General features: G+C 60.3%; 25 protein-coding genes. 21 read left to right on the forward strand and 4 right to left on the reverse strand.

The annotated features are described in order from the left end of the window. Positions 1-3 precede the first annotated feature (3 nt). From rpsN to rplQ, 13 genes are all read left to right on the forward strand, one after another. On the forward strand, positions 4-309 hold the full coding sequence (gene rpsN / locus ACK6D9_RS12425; RefSeq protein WP_412048755.1) for a 30S ribosomal protein S14: 306 nt from the start codon (positions 4-6) through the stop codon (positions 307-309). Between the two features lie 12 nt (positions 310-321). Then, on the forward strand, positions 322-720 hold the full coding sequence (rpsH, locus tag ACK6D9_RS12430; protein WP_412048756.1) for a 30S ribosomal protein S8: 399 nt from the start codon (positions 322-324) through the stop codon (positions 718-720). Between the two features lie 38 nt (positions 721-758). Further along, a complete protein-coding gene (rplF, locus tag ACK6D9_RS12435; RefSeq protein WP_412048757.1) occupies positions 759-1,292 on the forward strand; it encodes a 50S ribosomal protein L6 in 534 nt (177 codons plus the stop codon). A gap of 12 nt (positions 1,293-1,304) precedes the next feature. Next, the gene (gene rplR, locus ACK6D9_RS12440) at positions 1,305-1,667 is read left to right on the forward strand and encodes a 50S ribosomal protein L18 (RefSeq protein ID WP_267652282.1); all 363 of its coding nucleotides are present in this window, start codon (positions 1,305-1,307) and stop codon (positions 1,665-1,667) included. A 45-nt stretch (positions 1,668-1,712) separates the two neighbouring features. Continuing rightward, entirely contained in the window at positions 1,713-2,273 is a 561-nt protein-coding gene (gene rpsE / locus ACK6D9_RS12445; RefSeq protein ID WP_412048758.1) for a 30S ribosomal protein S5, read from the forward strand. Between the two features lie 38 nt (positions 2,274-2,311). Beyond that, positions 2,312-2,512, forward strand: coding sequence for a 50S ribosomal protein L30 (rpmD, locus tag ACK6D9_RS12450; RefSeq protein WP_007197129.1), 201 nt, complete (start codon positions 2,312-2,314; stop codon positions 2,510-2,512). Positions 2,513-2,528: 16 nt separating this feature from the next. Then, positions 2,529-3,026 (forward strand): 50S ribosomal protein L15, encoded by a 498-nt coding sequence (gene rplO, locus ACK6D9_RS12455; RefSeq protein WP_412048759.1) that lies wholly within the window; start codon positions 2,529-2,531, stop codon positions 3,024-3,026. A 196-nt stretch (positions 3,027-3,222) separates the two neighbouring features. Further along, the gene (secY, locus tag ACK6D9_RS12460) at positions 3,223-4,563 is read left to right on the forward strand and encodes a preprotein translocase subunit SecY (protein WP_322990144.1); all 1,341 of its coding nucleotides are present in this window, start codon (positions 3,223-3,225) and stop codon (positions 4,561-4,563) included. After that, the gene (locus ACK6D9_RS12465; protein ID WP_322990143.1) at positions 4,560-5,144 is read left to right on the forward strand and encodes an adenylate kinase; all 585 of its coding nucleotides are present in this window, start codon (positions 4,560-4,562) and stop codon (positions 5,142-5,144) included. The genes secY and ACK6D9_RS12465 overlap by 4 nt, the downstream gene beginning before the upstream one ends. Positions 5,145-5,488: 344 nt before the next feature. Continuing rightward, entirely contained in the window at positions 5,489-5,857 is a 369-nt protein-coding gene (gene rpsM, locus ACK6D9_RS12470; RefSeq protein ID WP_322990142.1) for a 30S ribosomal protein S13, read from the forward strand. A 141-nt stretch (positions 5,858-5,998) separates the two neighbouring features. After that, positions 5,999-6,388, forward strand: coding sequence for a 30S ribosomal protein S11 (gene rpsK, locus ACK6D9_RS12475; protein ID WP_267652288.1), 390 nt, complete (start codon positions 5,999-6,001; stop codon positions 6,386-6,388). Between the two features lie 106 nt (positions 6,389-6,494). Next, positions 6,495-7,505 carry a DNA-directed RNA polymerase subunit alpha gene (locus tag ACK6D9_RS12480; protein WP_267652289.1) on the forward strand — a complete coding sequence of 337 codons (1,011 nt, stop codon included), beginning with the start codon at positions 6,495-6,497 and terminating at the stop codon, positions 7,503-7,505. A 43-nt stretch (positions 7,506-7,548) separates the two neighbouring features. Further along, positions 7,549-7,974, forward strand: a complete 426-nt coding sequence (rplQ, locus tag ACK6D9_RS12485; protein WP_267652290.1) for a 50S ribosomal protein L17 — start codon at positions 7,549-7,551, stop codon at positions 7,972-7,974. A 157-nt stretch (positions 7,975-8,131) separates the two neighbouring features. Here the strand turns inward: rplQ and msrQ are convergent, their stop codons facing one another. Together msrQ and msrP are read right to left on the reverse strand one after the other, a co-directional pair. Beyond that, on the reverse strand, positions 8,132-8,782 hold the full coding sequence (gene msrQ / locus ACK6D9_RS12490) for a protein-methionine-sulfoxide reductase heme-binding subunit MsrQ (RefSeq protein WP_412048760.1): 651 nt from the start codon (positions 8,780-8,782) through the stop codon (positions 8,132-8,134). A 2-nt stretch (positions 8,783-8,784) separates the two neighbouring features. After that, the gene (msrP, locus tag ACK6D9_RS12495; RefSeq protein ID WP_412051804.1) at positions 8,785-9,741 is read right to left on the reverse strand and encodes a protein-methionine-sulfoxide reductase catalytic subunit MsrP; all 957 of its coding nucleotides are present in this window, start codon (positions 9,739-9,741) and stop codon (positions 8,785-8,787) included. Positions 9,742-10,024: 283 nt separating this feature from the next. On the opposite strand from msrP, the gene ACK6D9_RS12500 reads away from it, so the two are divergent. The 8 genes from ACK6D9_RS12500 (at position 10,025) to ACK6D9_RS12535 (ending at position 17,487) form a co-directional block, all read left to right on the forward strand. After that, entirely contained in the window at positions 10,025-11,572 is a 1,548-nt protein-coding gene (locus tag ACK6D9_RS12500) for a DegQ family serine endoprotease (RefSeq protein WP_412048761.1), read from the forward strand. Between the two features lie 4 nt (positions 11,573-11,576). Beyond that, positions 11,577-12,890 carry a replication-associated recombination protein A gene (locus tag ACK6D9_RS12505; RefSeq protein ID WP_322990936.1) on the forward strand — a complete coding sequence of 438 codons (1,314 nt, stop codon included), beginning with the start codon at positions 11,577-11,579 and terminating at the stop codon, positions 12,888-12,890. Positions 12,891-12,895: 5 nt separating this feature from the next. Then, positions 12,896-13,954, forward strand: a complete 1,059-nt coding sequence (locus tag ACK6D9_RS12510; protein ID WP_412048762.1) for a 2-dehydropantoate 2-reductase — start codon at positions 12,896-12,898, stop codon at positions 13,952-13,954. 67 nt (positions 13,955-14,021) lie between these two features. Further along, positions 14,022-14,570: a flavodoxin domain-containing protein gene (locus ACK6D9_RS12515; RefSeq protein WP_412048763.1), complete on the forward strand. Its 549-nt coding sequence runs from the start codon at positions 14,022-14,024 to the stop codon at positions 14,568-14,570. 80 nt (positions 14,571-14,650) lie between these two features. Beyond that, positions 14,651-15,025: a fluoride efflux transporter CrcB gene (gene crcB, locus ACK6D9_RS12520; RefSeq protein WP_322989465.1), complete on the forward strand. Its 375-nt coding sequence runs from the start codon at positions 14,651-14,653 to the stop codon at positions 15,023-15,025. Between the two features lie 22 nt (positions 15,026-15,047). Beyond that, a complete protein-coding gene (locus ACK6D9_RS12525) occupies positions 15,048-16,037 on the forward strand; it encodes an RluA family pseudouridine synthase (RefSeq protein WP_412048764.1) in 990 nt (329 codons plus the stop codon). Continuing rightward, the gene (locus ACK6D9_RS12530; protein ID WP_412048765.1) at positions 16,034-16,681 is read left to right on the forward strand and encodes an HAD-IA family hydrolase; all 648 of its coding nucleotides are present in this window, start codon (positions 16,034-16,036) and stop codon (positions 16,679-16,681) included. The genes ACK6D9_RS12525 and ACK6D9_RS12530 overlap by 4 nt, the downstream gene beginning before the upstream one ends. Positions 16,682-16,698: 17 nt before the next feature. Beyond that, positions 16,699-17,487: an ATP12 family chaperone protein gene (locus ACK6D9_RS12535; RefSeq protein ID WP_412048766.1), complete on the forward strand. Its 789-nt coding sequence runs from the start codon at positions 16,699-16,701 to the stop codon at positions 17,485-17,487. Positions 17,488-17,664: 177 nt separating this feature from the next. Here the strand turns inward: ACK6D9_RS12535 and fghA are convergent, their stop codons facing one another. After that, a complete protein-coding gene (gene fghA / locus ACK6D9_RS12540) occupies positions 17,665-18,498 on the reverse strand; it encodes an S-formylglutathione hydrolase (protein ID WP_412048767.1) in 834 nt (277 codons plus the stop codon). A gap of 141 nt (positions 18,499-18,639) precedes the next feature. After that, positions 18,640-19,749, reverse strand: a complete 1,110-nt coding sequence (locus tag ACK6D9_RS12545) for an S-(hydroxymethyl)glutathione dehydrogenase/class III alcohol dehydrogenase (RefSeq protein WP_412048768.1) — start codon at positions 19,747-19,749, stop codon at positions 18,640-18,642. Between the last annotated feature and the right edge of the window lie 2 nt (positions 19,750-19,751).

Raw genomic sequence — 19,751 nt, forward strand, 5'->3', positions numbered from 1 at the left:
AATATGGCGAAAGTCAGCGCAATTCAAAAGAACAAGCGCCGCCGCAAGCTGGTCGAGCGCGACGCCTCCAAGCGTGCCGCACTCAATGCGATCACGCACAATCAGGAGCTTCCTATCGAGGAACGTTTCCGTGCAACCTTGAAGCTGGCCGAAATGCCGCGCAACGGGGCCAAGATCCGCGTTCGCAATCGCTGCGAAGTGACCGGCCGTCCGCGTGCGTATTACCGCAAGCTGGGCATGTCGCGTATCGCTTTGCGTGATCTGGGGTCCCTGGGCAAGGTGCCCGGCCTCGTCAAGTCGAGCTGGTAAGGAGCGCGTGAGATGGCAATGACTGATCCTCTGGGCGATATGCTCACACGTATCCGCAATGGTATCGCCCGTCGCAAGGCGTCGGTATCGACGCCTGCATCGAAGCTGCGCGCTCGGGTGCTCGACGTTCTGGAAGCCGAAGGTTATATTCGCGGCTATACCGAAGTGGCGTTCGACAACGGCAAGGCTGAATTGAGCATCGAGCTCAAGTACCATGAAGGTGCACCGGTGATCCGTGAGATCGCCCGCGTTTCCAAGCCCGGCCGGCGTGTATACGTCTCCGTCAAATCCATTCCGCAGGTCGCTAATGGTCTCGGCATCACGATCCTTTCGACTCCGAAGGGCGTTTTGGCCGATCACATTGCGCGCGAGCAGAATGTTGGTGGTGAGGTTCTCTGCTCGATCTTCTGATCGTGCAGAACCTCCAACTCGAACAGACAGGTTGAACAATGTCTCGTATCGGTAAAAAGCCCGTTCCGGTCCCCGCCGGTGTCACTGCGACGATTGATGGCCAGAAAGTGGTCGCCAAGGGTCCCAAGGGTGAGTTGATCTTCGTCGCCAATGATGAAGTCGCGCTCAAGCTTGAGGACAACTCGGTTGTCGTCACACCCGTGGATGATTCAAAGGGCGCTCGCTCCAAATGGGGCATGTCGCGTACCATGATTGCCAATCTCTTCACTGGTGTGAAGGATGGGTACGAACGCAAGCTCGAAATCAATGGTGTGGGTTATCGCGCCACCATGCAGGGACGTAATCTGCAGCTGGCCCTTGGCTTTAGCCACGATGTCGTTTATCAGCCGCCGGAAGGCGTCAACATCGCTTGCCCGAAGCCGACGGAGATCGTCATCACCGGGATCAACAAGCAGGTGCTTGGCCAGGTGGCGGCAGAAATCCGGGCCTATCGCAAACCCGAACCCTACAAGGGCAAGGGCGTTAAATATGCTGAAGAGCGGATTGTCCGCAAAGAAGGCAAGAAGAAGTAAGGAAGACGCGAAATGGCTAGCAGGAAACAATCCCTTACGCGTCGGGCCGACCGTGTCCGCCGCCAGCTTAAAGCGGTGGCCAATGGCCGTCCGCGCCTGTCGGTTCATCGCTCGTCGAAGAACATCTACGCACAGATCATCGATGACGCCGCAGGCCGTACGCTTGCTTCGGCATCGACCTTGGACACCGGCCTTCGTGGTGATCTCAAGACTGGCGCCGATGTCTCTGCGGCGTCTGCGGTTGGCAAGTTGATTGCCGAGCGTGCGACAGAAGCAGGCGTCAAGGATGTGGTCTTTGACCGCGGCGCCTTTATCTATCATGGCCGTATCAAGGCCCTCGCCGAAGCAGCCCGCGAAGCCGGTCTGACTTTCTAATTAAAACCAGCCGATTGATTCCGGAAAAGAATAAGGAAAAGGACAATGGCCAAGGAAGGTCGCCGCGATAATCGCGGCAGGGACGACGAACGCGACAGCGAATTCGTCGACAAGCTTGTTCACATCAACCGCGTTGCCAAGGTCGTCAAGGGCGGTCGCCGTTTCGGTTTCGCAGCCCTCGTGATTGTTGGTGACCAAAAGGGTCGCGTTGGCTTCGGTCACGGTAAGGCACGTGAAGTGCCGGAAGCGATCCGCAAGGCAACCGAAGCTGCCAAGCGCGAACTGATCTTTGTTCCGCTGCGTTCGGGCCGGACCCTGCACCACGATGTGCATGGCCGCCACGGCGCCGGCAAGGTTCTGCTGCGCGCTGCCAAGGCCGGTACCGGGATCATCGCTGGTGGTCCGATGCGTGCCGTGTTTGAAACGCTGGGTATGCAGGACGTTGTGGCCAAGTCGACCGGGTCTTCAAACCCGTACAACATGGTCCGCGCCACTTTTGATGCGCTCAAGAACCAGATGCACCCCAAGGACATCGCGGCTCAGCGTAACATTAAGTATTCCACGCTCCAGGCTCGCCGCGGACCTTCCGCTGGCGGTGAAGAGTAATCGGGCGTCTGCCTTATTCGTATTAGGGAGCCAAGACCATGGCTGACAATAAAAAGGGCAAGACGGTCACCGTCGAACAGATCGGCAGCCCGATTCGCCGCCCGAACGTCCAGCGCCAGACGCTGATCGGCTTGGGCCTCAACAAAATGCACCGCCGCCGGACCCTCGAGGACACGCCGTCCGTACGTGGCATGATCCGTTCGGTCAGCCACCTCGTTCGCGTCGTCGACGAGCAGTGAGTGGGAGTGAACTATCATGAAACTCAATGAGATCACCGACAACGAAGGTGCTACTAAGAACCGCAAGCGCGTAGGTCGCGGCATTGGTTCGGGTACCGGCAAGACTGGCGGCCGCGGTGTCAAGGGACAGAAGTCCCGCGGCGGCGTTGCCATCAACGGTTTTGAAGGCGGCCAGATGCCTATTTATCGGCGTCTGCCTAAGCGCGGCTTCAAGAACATCTTCTCAACCGACTTCAACATCGTCTCCGTTGGCCGCATTCAGACGGCCATCGATGCAGGCAAGCTCGACGGCAAGGGCACGATCGATGCAGCCGCTCTCAAGGCTGCTGGCGTCATCCGTCGCATCAAGGATGGTGTACGGGTTCTGGCTGATGGCGAACTGAAGGCCAAGGTCACCCTCGAAGTCGGCGGCGCCTCTGCCACTGCCATCGAAAAGGTGGAAAAGGCCGGCGGAACCATCAAGGTACTGGCAGCTGCGCCTGTCGCAGCCGCACCGGCGACCGAAGAGAAGTAATTATTTAGTCGCCCGGTGGTTCACACCGGGCGACTTTCGTCCCATATGGGACAAGTCGGCGCGACTCAATGCGGCGGCCGGGGCAGGCGCAGGCGACCGGTAGTCCGGTCAAGCCGAAACGTCCGGTGAAACCAACTCAGGCCCTCCGGAGATGATCGGGTTCATCGGGCGCCGGATGGGCCGCGCGGAGAATGCAATGGCATCTGCAGCCGAACAACTCGCTTCCAATCTCAATTTCTCGGCTTTCGCCAAGGCGGAAGATCTCAAGAAGCGGATCTGGTTCACTCTTGGCGCACTTCTGGTGTATCGCCTGGGAACTTACATCCCGCTGCCTGGAATCAACCCAGGCGCCTTTGCACAGGCCTTCCAGGGCCAGTCGGGCGGCATTCTTGGCCTGTTCAACATGTTTGCAGGTGGCGCTGTCGAGCGCATGGCGATTTTCGCCCTCGGCATCATGCCCTATATCTCGGCCTCGATCATCATTCAGCTGATGACATCCGTTGTCCCTACGCTTGAGCAACTCAAGAAAGAGGGCGAACAGGGCCGCAAGATCATCAACCAGTACACCCGCTACGGCACGGTTCTTTTGGGTACTGTGCAGGCCTACGGCATCGCCGTCGGGCTTGAGTCGGGCAACGGCATCGTGACCGATCCGGGCTGGTTCTTCCGTATTGCCACGGTCATTACCCTGGTTGGCGGCACCATGTTCCTGATGTGGCTGGGCGAGCAGATCACTGCACGCGGCATCGGCAACGGTATTTCACTGATCATTTTCGCCGGCATCGTCGCCGCAATGCCAAGTGCTGTTGCAGGTACGCTCGAACTGGGCCGCACCGGCGCCCTGTCGACCGGTCTGATCATCGCGGTCATTGTTGTGGCCATTGCCGTCATCGCACTGATCGTGTTCGTCGAGCGGGCGCAGCGGCAATTGCTGATCCAGTATCCAAAGCGCCAGGTCGGCTCGCGGATGTTCCAGGGCGATACGTCGCACCTGCCGCTCAAGCTCAACACTTCGGGCGTGATTCCGCCGATCTTTGCTTCGTCGCTTTTGCTGCTGCCGGCGACGGTTGCAGGCTTTGCTGCCACCGGAAATATGCCTGCCTGGGCAACCACGCTGTTGGCGTCTGTCGGCCATGGTCAGCCGGCTTATATGCTGCTTTACGGCGGTTTGATTGCGTTTTTCGCCTTTTTCTACACCGCGATCGTTTTCAATCCGAAGGACACTGCGGACAATCTCAAACGTCACGGTGGCTTCATTCCGGGCATCCGGCCCGGCGAGCGTACCGCCGAATATATCGATTATGTGCTGACCCGGGTGACGGTCGTCGGTGCGATCTATCTCGTTTTTGTCTGTCTCTTACCCGAATTTCTAATCGCGCAAACCGGCGTTCCGTTCTATTTGGGTGGAACATCGCTTCTGATCGTCGTGTCGGTGACACTCGATACGGTTGCGCAGATTCAGGGACACCTTATCGCCCAGCAATATGAGGGGTTGATCAAGAAGTCCAAACTTCGGGGAGGGAAGAGGGGACGATGAGACTTATTCTTTTGGGGCCACCCGGCGCAGGCAAGGGCACACAAGCCCAACGCCTGGTCGAAAAACACGGCATTCCGCAATTGTCGACCGGTGACATGCTGCGCGCAGCAGTCGCAGCGGAAACGGAAATCGGCCAGCGCGCCAAGGCGGTGATGGATGCCGGCGAACTCGTATCCGACGATATCGTCAACGCCATTGTTTCCGAGCGGGTTGATCAACCCGATTGCGCACGCGGCTTCATCCTTGACGGTTATCCGCGGACGCTGGTTCAGGCCGATGCGGTGGAAGCCATGTTGGCGAGCAAGGGCATGAAGCTTGATTCGGTCATCGAACTTGTTGTCGATGACCGGGCGCTTGTCGGCCGTATCGTCAAGCGGGCGGAAGAAGCTGCCGCCGCCGGCCAGCCGGTTCGCAAGGACGACAATCCCGAGGTGTTCGAAGAGCGCCTGCGCGAATATTACAAGAAGACCGCGCCGCTGACCGGTTACTATTACGCCAAGGGTGCTTTGCGCACCGTTGACGGGATGGGAACCATCGATGAGGTCACCGAGCAGATCGAACAGGTTTTGGCCACGCTCTGATCGGACAAGAGATATCGGCAGGCCGGTTTTTGCGCGTGCAAAGTCGGCCTGCCGCAAGGTTCCGGGCGAAGTTTCTGCGGCTCAAGAGCTTGACGAAAGCCTTGTTGTTCCGCTAAGACCCGCCCAACTCGCGACATGCAGGCGATTGGTGCGGTTTTTCCCAGTAAGACGGAGATACGGCTCTGGTCGCTTTAAGTGTGCCGGGAATCAGAATGCGCAATGAGGCTGATCTCGTCTGCAAGGGCACGGCTGGTTCATTGTTTCAGACTACCCGCAAGGGCCGGCCTCCACCGGACGCGGGCAACTATAACCCGCCGGCTTGACCGGCCCACATGGAGAAGCACATGGCCCGCATAGCAGGCGTCAATATTCCGACCAACAAGCGCGTCGTAATCGCACTGACCTACATTCACGGTATCGGTAACAAGTTTGCCCAGCAGATCGTGGAAAAGGTCGGTATTCCGTTGGACCGCCGCGTCAATCAGCTGTCGGATTCCGAAGTGCTGCAGATTCGTGAAACCATCGACCGCGACTATCAGGTTGAAGGCGACCTGCGCCGCGAGAACTCGATGAACATCAAGCGTCTGATGGACCTTGGTTGCTACCGCGGTCTGCGCCATCGTCGCGGCCTGCCGGTGCGTGGTCAGCGTACGCACACCAATGCCCGCACCCGCAAGGGTCCGGCAAAGGCGATCGCTGGTAAAAAGAAGTAATTTGGGCCCGCCTGGCTGGCGGCGACAATTTTGGCGCGGTGGATCTGTTGATCTCCGCGCTAACGTTTTCGCCTCCAATCAGGCGTCTCCCGGTGGAGCCGCTGGCGTTACGGCGGTGCAGATATCTCGAAAGGAAAATTCATGGCCAAGGAAGCCGGACGCGTCAAGCGTCGCGAACGCAAGAACATCTCGTCGGGCGTAGCCCACGTCAGTTCGACATTCAACAACACGATGATCACCATCACTGATGCACAGGGAAACACCATTTCCTGGTCGTCAGCCGGTGCCAAGGGTTTCAAGGGTTCGCGTAAGTCGACCCCGTTTGCTGCCCAGATGGCTGCTGAAGACGCCGCCAAGAAGGCGCAGGACCACGGCATGAAGACGCTCGAAGTCGAAGTTTGCGGTCCTGGTTCAGGTCGTGAATCGGCACTCCGCGCGCTGCAGGCTGCCGGTTTCACCATCACCTCGATCCGTGATGTGACCCCGATCCCGCACAATGGCTGCCGTCCGCGCAAGAAGCGTCGCGTCTGAGTTTGTTTCAGATTTATCGTCGGGCCGGGTTTTACCTTCGCCCGTTTAATTCTCTTCTCACTTGGCCGTCACGATTGGATGGTGCGGCAACAGGAAGGTATCAGACATGATTCAGAAAAACTGGCAGGAATTGATCAAGCCAAGCAAGGTCGAGTTCTCGACCACGAGCCGCACCAAGGCTTCTGTGGTTGCCGAACCGCTTGAGCGCGGCTTTGGCCTGACCTTGGGCAATGCCCTGCGTCGGGTGCTTTTGTCCTCGCTGCGCGGCGCTGCCGTCACGGCAGTGCAGATCGACGGCGTTCTGCATGAGTTTTCGTCGATCCCGGGTGTTCGCGAAGATGTCACCGACATCATTCTCAACATCAAGGAAATCGCCATCCGCATGGAAGGCGATGAAGCCAAACGCATGGTCGTGCGCAAGCAGGGTCCGGGCGTTGTCAAGGCAGGCGACATCCAGACCGTGGGCGATATCGAAATCCTCAATCCCGAGCACGTGTTGTGCACGCTGGATGAGGGCGCTGAAATCCGCATGGAATTCACCGTCAATAACGGCAAGGGCTATGTGCCGGCAGATCGCAATCGCGCTGAAGACGCGCCGATTGGCCTGATTCCGGTCGACAGCCTGTATTCGCCGGTCAAGAAGTGTTCCTACAAGGTGGAAAACACCCGTGAAGGACAGGTTCTCGATTACGACAAGCTGACCCTGACGCTGGAAACAGATGGCTCGGTGAGCGGTGAAGACGCTGTTGCATACGCAGCCCGCATTCTTCAGGATCAGCTCGGTGTGTTCGTCAACTTCGACGAGCCGCAGAAGGAAGTTCACGAGGAAACCGTCGCGGAACTCGCTTTCAACCCGTCGCTTCTCAAGAAGGTTGACGAACTGGAACTGTCTGTCCGTTCGGCCAACTGCCTCAAGAACGACAACATCGTCTACATCGGCGACCTTATTCAGAAGACGGAAGCCGAAATGCTCCGGACTCCGAACTTTGGCCGCAAGTCACTCAACGAGATCAAGGAAGTTTTGGCTTCCATGGGCCTGCATCTGGGTATGGAAGTTCCGTCCTGGCCGCCGGAGAATATCGAAGATCTCGCCAAGCGTTACGAAGACCAGTATTAAACCCTTAAGGCGGGCATAGGCCTGCATGTGAAGGAGACGAGCCATGCGCCATGGAAATTCCGGCCGCAAGCTGAACCGCACCTCTAGCCACCGCAAGGCGATGTTCGCCAACATGGCGGCTTCGCTCATTGTGCATGAGCAGATCGTGACCACCTTGCCAAAGGCCAAGGAAATCCGTCCGATCGTTGAAAAACTCGTTACGCTCGGCAAGCGCGGCGACCTGCATGCCCGCCGTCAGGCGATCTCGCAGATCCGCGACAACGATGCCGTTCGCAAGCTGTTTGACGCGATTGCGACCCGCTACGCCACCCGCCACGGCGGTTACATCCGGATCATGAAGGCCGGCTTCCGCACCGGCGACAACGCGCCGATGGCCGTTGTCGAATTCGTCGATCGCGATCCCGATGCCAAGGGCGCCCAGGACCGCGCTCGCGTGGCTGCCGAGGCTGCCGCAGAAGAAGCCGCGTAAGCGCTTCCTTCTGGCAAAGCAGAAAATTGAAAGGCCGGGTGCTTCGCGCATCCGGCCTTTTTCGTTGGACCCGGCCTCTGGGGCGCAGGATCGGTGTTTATGCATCGATCCCGTTTTTTGCGCGTACCTGCGTGAACGAGGGCTGTTTTCCGGGTGATCAGGCAGACCCGGCAATGGGCGAAGAACGTGCCCCCGTCGCCCGTTTCCAGGCCATGAAACGCCTGCGAACCAGGCGCCATCCGATCAGAACCACTATCAACCCCGCATAGATCAACTCCCGGGCGCCGATCACCTTGACCGACAGGTAAAAGTGCAGGGCTCCGGCTGCGGCAACCGGGTAAATCAGCCGGTGCAACTTGGCCCAGCCCGGCCCAAGCTTGCGGATTGACCATCGGTTGGATGTCAGCGCCAGCGGGATCAGCATTACCAGTGCCGCCATGCCGATGGTGATGAACCAGCGCTTGACGACATCATCAATGATCACGCCGAAAGCCAACCGCTTGTCGAGCACCATGTAGGCGAGGAAATGCATCGCCACGTAATAGAATGCCAACAGGCCGAGTGCCCGACGATAGCGCAGCCAGTTGATACCCGCCAAATCTCTGAGTGGCGAGATTGCCAGCGTCAGGATCAGAAACCGCAAGGCCCATTCGCCCAGCAGATGCTCAAAGATCTTGACTGGGTTGCCAATAAGTTGGCCCGTCGCGCCGAGATAGAATGTCCAGACAGCCGGAATCAGGCCAGCCGCATAGAGCGCCCAGATCGAGAGGCCGTGAAGCCGCTTTGGCATCGAGGGCAGTCGCATCATGGTCAGAAATTTGCTTTCAGATCCATGCCGTCATACAGGCTGGCGACCTCGTCGGCATAGCCGTTGAACGGCAAGGTTTCGCGCTTGTTGGAGCCGAAGAAACCGCCACCGCCGATCCGGTTCTCGGTAGCCTGGCTCCAGCGCGGGTGGTCGACCGCCGGATTGACGTTGGCGTAAAAGCCGTACTCGTAAGGGGCCAGTCGGTTCCATGTGGTTACTGGCTGCTCTTCGGTGAGTGTAATCTTAACGATCGACTTGACGCCCTTGAAGCCATATTTCCATGGCGTGACCAGCCGCACCGGGGCGCCATTCGTGTTGGGCAGCGTCTTGCCATAGAGGCCTGTCGCCAGGATCGTCAGCGGATGGCGCGCCTCGTCAAGCCTGAGGCCTTCGACATAGGGCCAGTTCAGCGGCTGGAACACGCCGCGCTGCCCCGGCATTTCCTCCGGGCGAACCACGGTTTCAAAGGCAACATAGCGGGCGCTGCCGAGTGGTTCGACCCGGTCAAGCAGGGCAGCAAGTGGAAAGCCGATCCAGGGGATCACCATCGACCAGGCTTCCACGCACCGCATCCGGTAGACCCGCTCTTCGAGTTCAAATCCCAGCAGATCGTCCTGGTCGAAATTCATCGGCTTGTTGACCAGACCATCGACCTTGAGCGTCCAGGGAAGCGGGTTGAAGTCGCCCGAATTGGCGGCCGGATCGTCCTTGCCGGTGCCGAATTCGTAGAAATTGTTGTAGCTGGTGACATCCTTCTCGGGTGTCCACTCTTCTTTCGGATCATACCCGCCAGGCTTTGATGCGAGCGCTTGTTGTGCAATGGCTGCCTGCGCAAGCGAGGGCATTGATAGCGCGATCCCACCGGCGGCGGTCATGCGCAGCATGTCGCGGCGGTTGAGATAACTGTCTTCTGGTGTGATCTGCGAGCTGGCGATCGGGCGAGGGTGGTAGCGTGGCATGGCGGTGAGGACTCCCGTAAGGTCGACAAGGTGTGGTTCATGCGCGTGTTGCCCCATCAAGATAGCGGTTAGGGTGGCCTGACAAGGGCCGTTCTGGCCACTTTTTCGTGTAGTCGGTGTGAGTTGCACCTGTTGCGCACGGTCGCCGGATGGAGAAGTGTGTGAGTTGGGCGACAGAATTGCCGCAGGCGCGATTGGCGCGCTGCCTTGAAGCCGCCAAACTGGTGATGACTTTGCTGCACCAGTCAGGCCATACTATTGCAAAACATTGAGGATTCCCGCCATGATTCCAGATCGCTCGCGCCTCCGCGTCATTTCATTTGCCTTGCTCGCTGTCTTTGCGCTTGTTGCGGCGACGCCGTTGCCTGTGGTGGCTCAGGATGCGGTCGGCAACGCGGCCAGTGACTCGGTCGGCGACGCAATCGGCAAGCTGTTCAAGGACGTGCTGCGCGGCACCACCGAGCCGGGCGTCGATTCGCTCACACCTCCGGCAACCACAGAGCCGCAGCGCCAATTGCCTGCATCGCGCGCCCAGGTAATGCAGTCGTTCTCGCCGCTGGTGAAAGCCACCGCGCCGGCTGTGGTCAATGTCTATGCCGACCGTCTGGTCCAGCGCCGGTCTTCACCCTTTGCGGGCGATCCGTTTTTTGAACAGTTTTTCGGCCAGCGTCTGCCCAACCGCACCGAACGCCAATCCTCGCTTGGCTCCGGCGTCATCATCCAGAGCAGCGGGCTGGTGGTCACCAACAACCATGTGATCAAGGATGCTGACGACATCCGCATCGCTCTGGCCGACGGGCGCGAATTCAACAGCCGCATCCTACTCAAGGACGAGCGCTTTGATCTCGCAGTGCTCCAGATCGAAGGCGATGGGCCGTTCCCGGTGATCGAGTTTGGTGACACCGATTCCATCGAGGTCGGCGATATCGTGCTCGCCATCGGCAATCCGTTCGGTGTCGGCCAGACCGTGACCAGCGGCATTGTCTCGGCTCTGGCGCGCAACCGCGTCGGCGTCTCCGATTTCGGTTTTTTTATCCAGACCGATGCAGCCATCAATCCGGGTAATTCCGGTGGCGCGTTGATTGACATGAATGGCCACCTGATAGGTATCAACACGGCGATCTTTACCCGTTCCGGCGGCTCCAACGGCATCGGCTTTGCCACCCCCGCCAATCTGGTGCGGGCTGTGGTCGAAACCGCGGAATCGGGTTCCGATATTTTCGAGCGGCCTTATATCGGTGCCACGTTTGAAACCGTGACATCCGACATCGCCGAAGCGCTCGGCCTCGATCACGCCACCGGCGCGCTGATCTCCGATGTGGCCGCCGATGGACCGGCCGCCAAGGCGGGCCTGCGCGCCGGCGACATCATCCTGGGCTTCAATGGCCAGCCGGTGGAACATCCCGATGCGCTGGGCTACCGTCTCGCCACCACCGGCGTCGGCGCCACCGCCGAACTCGATGTCCTGGGCCGCAAGGGGCGCAAGACCGTCAAGATCACCTTGCAGGCGGCGCCCGCCGACGATCCGCGTGATCGACGGACGCTGGAGGGAGAGAACCCGTTTGCCGGCGCTGTGGTCTCCAACATCACCCCGCGGATTGCCGATCAATTGCGGCTGTCGCCATCGTTGCGCGGTGTGATCATCATCGAGGTGCCACGCCAGTCGTTGGCGTCGCGCTACGGGTTCCGGCCGGGTGACATCATCTCCGATGTCAACGGCGCCACCATCACCACGGTCGATGGTCTCGCCGAAGTGCTGAAAAGAGGCGCCAATTTCTGGCGTTTCGAGATCATTCGCGACGGTCGGCGCATCCGCCAGATCATTCGGTGACAAGATGAGTGACCTTTTCGCCGATCCTGCAGCCATGGACAACGCCAAGCGTCCACTTGCCGATCGCTTGCGGCCGGCGAGTCTGGCTGAAGTCACCGGCCAGCCGCATCTGACCGGCGCCGATGGTGCCATCACCCGGATGATCGCCTCGGGCAGTCTAGGCTCGATGATCTTCTGGGGCCCGCCAGGCACCGGCAAGACCACGGTGGCGCGGCTGCTGGCCGGCGAGACCGATCTGGCATTTGACCAGATCTCGGCAATCTTTTCCGGCGTTGCCGATCTCAAGAAAGTGTTCGAGACGGCACGTGCCCGGCGCATGTCAGGGCGTCAGACACTGCTGTTCGTCGACGAAATCCATCGCTTCAACCGCGCCCAGCAGGACAGCTTCCTGCCGGTGATGGAAGATGGCACCATCGTGCTGGTCGGCGCCACCACCGAAAATCCTTCGTTTGAACTCAATGCTGCGCTGCTCTCACGCGCCCGGGTACTAACCTTCAAGTCGCATGACGAGGAAAGCCTCGAAAGCCTGCTGGTGCGCGCTGAAACCGACACGGGCAAGCCGTTGCCGCTCGAGCCCGACGCGCGGACGAGCCTGCTCAGGATGGCCGATGGCGATGGTCGTGCCGTGTTGACGCTGGCCGAGGAAGTCTGGCGTGCCGCCCGTGACGACGAGATGTTCGACACCGAGGCGCTGGTGGGGATCGTCCAGCGCCGCGCGCCGGTCTACGACAAGGGCCAGGACGGCCATTACAATCTCATTTCAGCTCTGCACAAATCGGTGCGCGGTTCGGATCCCGATGCCGCGCTCTATTATCTCTGCCGGATGTTTGATGCTGGCGAGGATCCGCTGTTTCTGGCTCGACGGCTGGTGCGCATGGCCTCGGAGGAAATCGGCATGGCCGATCCGCAGGCGCTCGTGGTCGCCAATGCCGCCAAGGATGCCTATGATTTTCTGGGCTCGCCGGAGGGTGAACTGGCCCTGGCCCAAGCTTGCGTCTATCTCGCCACGGCACCCAAATCCAACGCCGTCTACACCGCCTATAAAGCCGCAAGGCGGGTCGCCAAGGAGGGAGGCTCGCTGCTGCCGCCCAAGCACATCCTCAATGCGCCGACCAAGCTGATGAAGGCCGAGGGCTATAACGAAGGCTACCGCTACGACCACGACGAGCCCGATGCCTTTTCCGGACAAGACTATTTTCCCGAAAAGCTTGGCCGCAAGCAATTCTACGATCCGCCCGAGCGTGGCTTTGAGCGCGATATCCGCAAGCGGCTGGAGTTCTGGTCGCGGCTGCGGCAGGAACGCGCAGACAAGGGGTAGGGAGCATGCGTGCTGACACGCCGCAGCCTGATCCGTCCTCAAACCCTTCCCGGCGGCCGACAATAGGCATCATGGGCGCAGGTGCCATTGGGCTCTATGTCGGCGGCATGCTGGCCGCCTCGGGCGCCCAGGTCGCGTTTGTCGCCCGCGGGGTAACGCTTGCATCGCTGTCACGCGGGCTGACGCTAACGCGCTATGATGGTTTCCACACCACGCTCAAGCCTGAGCGGTACCGCGCCGGCGGGGTGGAACTGCTTGCCAGGTGCGACATCATCCTGTTTTGCACCAAATCCGGAGACACCGAAACAGCTGCCGCCGAGTTGGCGGGTGTGATTGGCCCCACCGCCACAGTGATCAGTCTGCAAAACGGTGTTGGCAATGTCGACGTGCTGAAAGCGTGTCTGTCTGGCCATCAGATAATTGCCGGATCGGTGCCCTTCAATGTGGTGCGGCTGTCGCCCAACGCGGTTCACTGTGCGATGGAGGGAACCGTGCTGCTGGGCAGCTCAGCCGCCACCGAGCTGCTTGTGGCAATAGCCCGGGGCGGGCGTCTGAAGATGGCTGCCCGCGCCGATATTGAGGCAGTGCAATGGGGCAAGCTTCTGCTCAATCTCAATAACGGCCTCAACATCTTGAGCGGCGTTCCGTTGTTTCAGCAATTCCGCGATCCGGGTTACCGGCAGGTGCTGGCGATGGCGATGGGTGAACTTCTGGCAGCGCTCGACGCGGCCGGTATCAAACCGGTCGGCGCCACCCGCACCAATCCGAGGCTGATCCCCCGTGTGTTGCGGCTGCCAACCCCTGTGTTTCAGGTTGTTGCGCGCCAACAACTCAAGATGGATGACACCGCGCGGTCGTCATCCTGGGACGACCTCATGGCCGGCAAGTCTGCCGAAACCAGGTTTCTCAACGGTGCAGTCTGCCGTCTGGCCGAATCCCATGGCCGCACCGCGCCGGTCAATGCGCTGATTTGCGATCTGGTGGATGCGGCCTTTGCCGCCGGAACCTCGCCGGAATTGCCGGGCTCGGTGCTATTGGCGAAGGCGCGTCGCGTAAGCGGTTGACCTGCGTCAATGCCGGATCTTCGCCCGTGGGGCATTCTCTGCCCGAACAGATCAAGGAGAGTGCACCATGCCCATTCTGGTTCTATACGCCACGGTCGAAGGTCACAGTCGCAAGATTGCCGAACATGCTGCCAACCAGCTTGAAGAACTCGGCCACAGCGTCATCGTCGGCGACGTTCGCGAGCCTGGCTTTGCCATTCCGGGCAGGTTTGACGGTGTGCTCCTGTGTGCGCCGATCCATATGGGGCGCTATCCCGACGCGATGGTCCGGTTCCTGCACGACTGGAAGGATGCGCTGGAAGCGGTCCCCACGGCGCTGATCTCGGTTACGCTCGGCATTCACAGCGAAAACGCCGAGGAACGCGCCGAGGCCGAGGGGTTTCCGGCCAAGCTGGAGCGCAAGACCGGCTTTCGTCCACGCCGCATCCATCACGCTGCCGGCGCGCTGAAATTTCTCGAATATGACTTTTTCAAACGCATGCTGATGCGCCAGATCTCCGCCAGCGAGGATGGGCCGCTCGACACCGGCAAGGACCATGAATTTACCGACTGGGCAGCGCTTGATGCCTTTGTGCAGGAATTTGCCGACGACATCGCGCTGGCGGGCAAGGGCTGAGCGGTGTTGCACCGGAAATCCGGGTTACTGCCCGGAACTGGTGTCTTTATCAGCGCGTCAAATTCGGTTAAGCAGCGTGGATGAACGCACTTCTTCTTGTCTTTATCGGCGGCGGGTTCGGCGCCGTGGCGCGCCATCTCTCGGCATCGGCGGTAATCCGCTGGTCAGGCCCCGGATTTCCTTGGGGAACAATGGTCGTCAACATTGTCGGATCGCTGGCCATGGGCCTGCTGATCGCCTGGCTGGCGCGGCGCTCGGCGGGTGACGCGCATCTGCGATTGTTGCTGGCAACCGGCTTTCTCGGCGGATTTACCACCTTTTCCGCATTTTCGCTTGATGCAGTGACGCTTTACGAGCGTGGCGCGTTGACGGCGGCGGCTGCCTATGTGATTGCCAGCGTGACATTGTCCATTCTCGCGCTGTTTGGCGGCCTCTGGCTTGCGCGCCAGCTCTGAGAACAAATCCAAGAGACCCATCATGGCGGGCGTACAGCTCATACAGGTCGAACCAGACGAAGCCGGCATGCGGCTCGATCGCTGGTTCAAGGTGCATTTTCCAGGCCTCGGCTTCGGGCCGCTGCAAAAGCTGCTCAGATCCGGGCAAGTCCGCGTTGATGGTGGTCGGGTCAAATCCGACGCGCGGGTGCAGCCCGGTCAGACCATCCGGGTTCCGCCGATGGATGTCGACGAGAAATCCACCGGCCCGCTGACTGCCAAGACCATTCGCAACAGCAATGACCACGATGTGCTCAGTCAGATGCTGCTGCACGAGGATTCCAAGGTACTGGTGTTCAACAAGCCCGCCGGGCTTGCGGTTCAGGGCGGCTCCGGCGTCACCCGCAATGTGGATGAAATGCTGGAAGCCTGGCGCAACAAGAAAGGCGAAAAGCCGCGACTTGTGCATCGGCTTGACCGCGACACCTCCGGGGTTCTGGTGGTTGCCCGCACCCGCGGTGCGGCGCAGGCGCTGACTGCGGCCTTCCGCGAGCGCACCACCAAGAAAACCTACTGGGCACTGGTCAAGGGCGTGCCGCGCGACAGGGAAGGCAAGATCTCCACCTGGCTGATCAAGGAAGCCACCGAGGATGGCGACCGGATGCGCGTAGCCAGGCATGGAGAGCAGGGCGCCGACCATGCGGTGTCCTATTACCGGATCATCGACAAGGCCGCCCAGAACCTCGCCTGGCTCGAATTCGAGCCCTATACCGGCCGCACCCACCAGCTGCGTGTCCATGCGCTGCATCTGGGCCACCCGATCATCGGTGATCCAAAGTATTCCGATACCGACTACAACTGGGAATTCCCCAGCGGCATGCAGAAACGGCTGCATTTGCTGGCGAGGCATATTTCGGTGCCGCATCCCGATGGCGGGCGGCTGTCGGTGACCGCCCCCTTGCCACCGCACATGGTTCAATCCTGGAACCTGCTTGGTTTTGAGGAATCCACAGCCGGGGAGAAGGATGAATGAAGCTGGCGCTGTTTGACTGCGACGGCACGCTGGTTGACAGCGCCGCTGTAATCCATGCTTGCATGGAGCGCACATTTGTTGATTTTGGCGCAGCCCGGCCGACACTCGATCTTACCAAGTCGATCATCGGGTTGACGCTTGATCTCGCGATCGCGCAAATGCTGGCCCGGCCGGTCGACGAAGAAATTACGGCGATGACCGCACGTTACAAGGAGCATTTCACGCTCCACCTTGAGTCGGGTGGAGCGCCGGAGCCCGCCTATGACGGAATTCTGCCGCTGATAGATGCCCTGGCGGGGCGTGACGATGTCATTCTTGGCGTGGTCACCGGCAAGTCGCGCCGCGGCCTCGATGCGATATTGGCCAATCACGACATGACCAAGTCCTTCTTTGTCACCCGTACCGCCGATGATTGCCCCTCCAAGCCACACCCGGCGATGGTGCTTGAATGCTGCGCGCATGCCGGCATTGAGCCTGAAAGCACAGTGGTGATCGGCGACGCGATCTACGACATGCAAATGGCGGTCAACGCCGGCGCGCGCGGCATCGGTGTCGCCTGGGGCTATGCGCCTGTCGACGCGCTGCACGCCGCCGGTGCACGGCACGTGGTCAACCACGCCGACGAGATCGCCGCCCTTATCTGACGACAGGAGACGCTCCCATGCGCGATATTCTCAGCGATCTTGATCTTGGTGACGGCAAGATGTCCGATCCGGTCCAGCAGGCACAGGTGGGACTGCGCAAGAAATTGCCCAAGCGGTTCTACACCCAAGCCGCCGCGGTGCCAGGCGCCGAGGGCGGGTTTGTGGTAGCGCTTGACGGCAAGAGCGTTCGCACCCCCTCGCGCCATGAACTCGGCGTGCCGGATCAAACCCTTGCCGAGGCGATTGCTGCCGAATGGGCGGCTCAGGCAGAAACCATCGATCCGGCGACGATGCCGCTCACCCGCATGGTCAATACCGCACTCGATGGCGTCTCCATGGCGCGGGAAGCCGTGTTCGAGGAGATCCTGAGCTACGGCGGGTCCGATCTGTTGTGTTACCGCGCAGGAACTCCGGAAGCGCTGGCGACCCGCGAAGCTGAAATCTGGGATCCCTATCTCGACTGGGCGTCAAATCAGGGAGCGCGGCTGGTGCTGGCCGAAGGCATCGTCCATGTCGAACAGCCCGCCGAAGCCATTCGGGCTCTGGCGGTCTTGTTGCGGCGCCATTCCTCTGATCTGCAAATGACGGCGCTGCACGCGGTCACCTCTCTGACCGGCTCGCTGCTGCTGGCGCTGGCGCTGGCCGAGGGCCAGGCGACCCCTTCTGAAATATGGGACGCTGCGCATGTCGATGAGGATTTCAACGTGGCCCATTGGGGTGAGGACCACGAGGCCGCCGCGCGCCGAGCCAAGCGGCAGGTCGAATTCGAGGCGGCAGCGCTGGTTCTCGATTCCTGCAAGCCCTGAGGGAGCATTGCGCCGTCACTGTCGCCAAAGTGCTCGTGACTGCGCGCAGTACCCTCAATACCGACTTTGCCAGCCCCCTTTAGCAACGGCTTGAGGTCAAAGACGGTCGCTACCCGCGAAACACGGTCGGGCTGGTGTGCCGGCCTTTGACTATTGCTGCGGTATTGGCTGCGAGCGTCAGCCGAGCCGTTCGGCGTGCCAGGCGAGGTGGTCTTCCATGAAGGTCGAAATGAAATTGTAGGAGTGGTCATAGCCCTCCTGCATGCGCAGTGTCAGTGCAATCCCGGCATCGGTGCAGGCCTGTTCCAGCAACCACGGTCGTAAACCGGCGTCGAGAAACCCGTCGGCAGTTCCCTGGTCGATCAGAAAGGCTTCAAACCGCGCACCGTCGGCAATCAGCAGGGTCGCATCATGGCGACGCCAGAGGCTTTCATCGTCGCCAAGGTATTTTGCCAAGGCCGGGCGTGACCAGTCCGCTGTCGAGGGCTGCACGATCGGTGCGAACGCCGAACAGCTTTTGAACCGTTCCGGATTCTTGAGCGCGAAGGTCAGCGCGCCATGCCCGCCCATGGAATGGCCCATTATTGCCTGGCGTCCCATGTCGGCGGCGAAATGACCGGCGATCAGCGCCGGCAATTCTTCCAGGATATGGGTTTCCATCTGGTAGTGGCTGGCCCATGGCGCCTGGGTCGCATCGAGATAGAACCCCGCACCCTTGCCAAACTGCCAGTTGTCGGGCTCGTCGGGCACATGATCGCCGCGCGGGCTCACATCCGGACAGACGATGATCAGCCCGAGCTCGGCCGCAAGCCGCCGGTATTCGCCCTTGTCCATGACATTGGCGTGGGTGCAGGTCAGTCCGGAGAGATACCAGACCACCGGGCACAATTGCTCCTTGGCCTGCGGCGGCGTGAACACGGCGAAGGTCATGTCGCACCCACAGGCTTGCGATGAGGTCGTGTAGACGCCCTGACGACCGCCATGGGCCTTGGCTTCCGAGACGATTTTCATGGACTGATTCCGTTGCTGGCGGATGGAGTTTTATCGGTACCAATGCGCGCCGCATCAAACCGGTTCCGGCTGACGCGCATTGGCTCATTGTTTTTGCATGGCGCTATTGCAAAACCGCTGCACGATTTTGTGCGACAGGTATCAGTAGATGACGACGCTGCGAATGCTTTCGCCTTTGTGCATCAGGTCAAAGGCTTCGTTGATGCCTTCAAGCCCCATCGTGTGGGTGATCATCGGGTCGATCTCGATCTTCCCTTCCATGTACCATTCAACGATTTTCGGTACATCGGTACGTCCACGCGCGCCGCCGAATGCGGTGCCGCGCCAGGAGCGGCCGGTTACCAGCTGGAACGGCCGCGTGGAGATCTCCTGGCCAGCGCCTGCGACACCAATGATGATGCTTTCGCCCCAGCCCTTGTGGGCGCATTCCAGCGCCGTGCGCATGACGCCGACATTACCGGTGGCGTCGAATGTGTAATCGGCGCCGCCCTTGGTCAGGTCGACGAGATAGGGCACCAGATCGCCTTCGACTTCGCTGGGATTGACGAAATGGGTCATGCCGAACCGCGTCGCCATTTCCACCTTGGACGGGTTGAGGTCAACGCCGACGATCATGTCGGCGCCGGCAAGCCGCAAGCCCTGCAATACGTTGAGGCCAATGCCTCCGAGACCGAAGACGATCGCCTTGGAACCGATCTCGACCTTGGCGGTGTTGATCACGGCGCCGATGCCGGTGGTCACGCCGCAGCCGATGTAGCAGACCTTGTCGAACGGTGCGTCCGGGTTGATCTTGGCCAGCGCAATTTCCGGCAGCACCGTGAAATTGGCAAATGTGGAGGTGCCCATGTAGTGAAAGATTGGCTTGCCTTCGATCGAGAAGCGCGACGTGCCGTCGGGCATCAGGCCCTGGCCCTGGGTGACGCGGATCGACTGGCAAAGATTGGTTTTCGGATTGAGGCAATATTCGCATTCGCGGCATTCCGGTGTGTAGAGCGGAATCACGTGATCGCCCTTTTTCAGCGAGGTAACGCCGGGGCCGACATCAACCACCACACCAGCGCCTTCATGTCCCAGAATGGCCGGGAAAATGCCTTCCGGATCAGCGCCCGAAAGCGTGAACTCGTCGGTATGGCAGATGCCGGTGGCCTTGATTTCCACCAGCACCTCGCCGGCGCGCGGCCCGTCCAGCTGAACGGTCGTGATTTCCAGAGGTTTTCCCGCCTCAAAGGCTACGGCTGCGCGAACGTCCATTC

It is taken from the genome of Hoeflea sp. Naph1 (genome assembly GCF_046837775.1).
Taxonomy (GTDB): Bacteria; Pseudomonadota; Alphaproteobacteria; order Rhizobiales; family Rhizobiaceae; genus Hoeflea.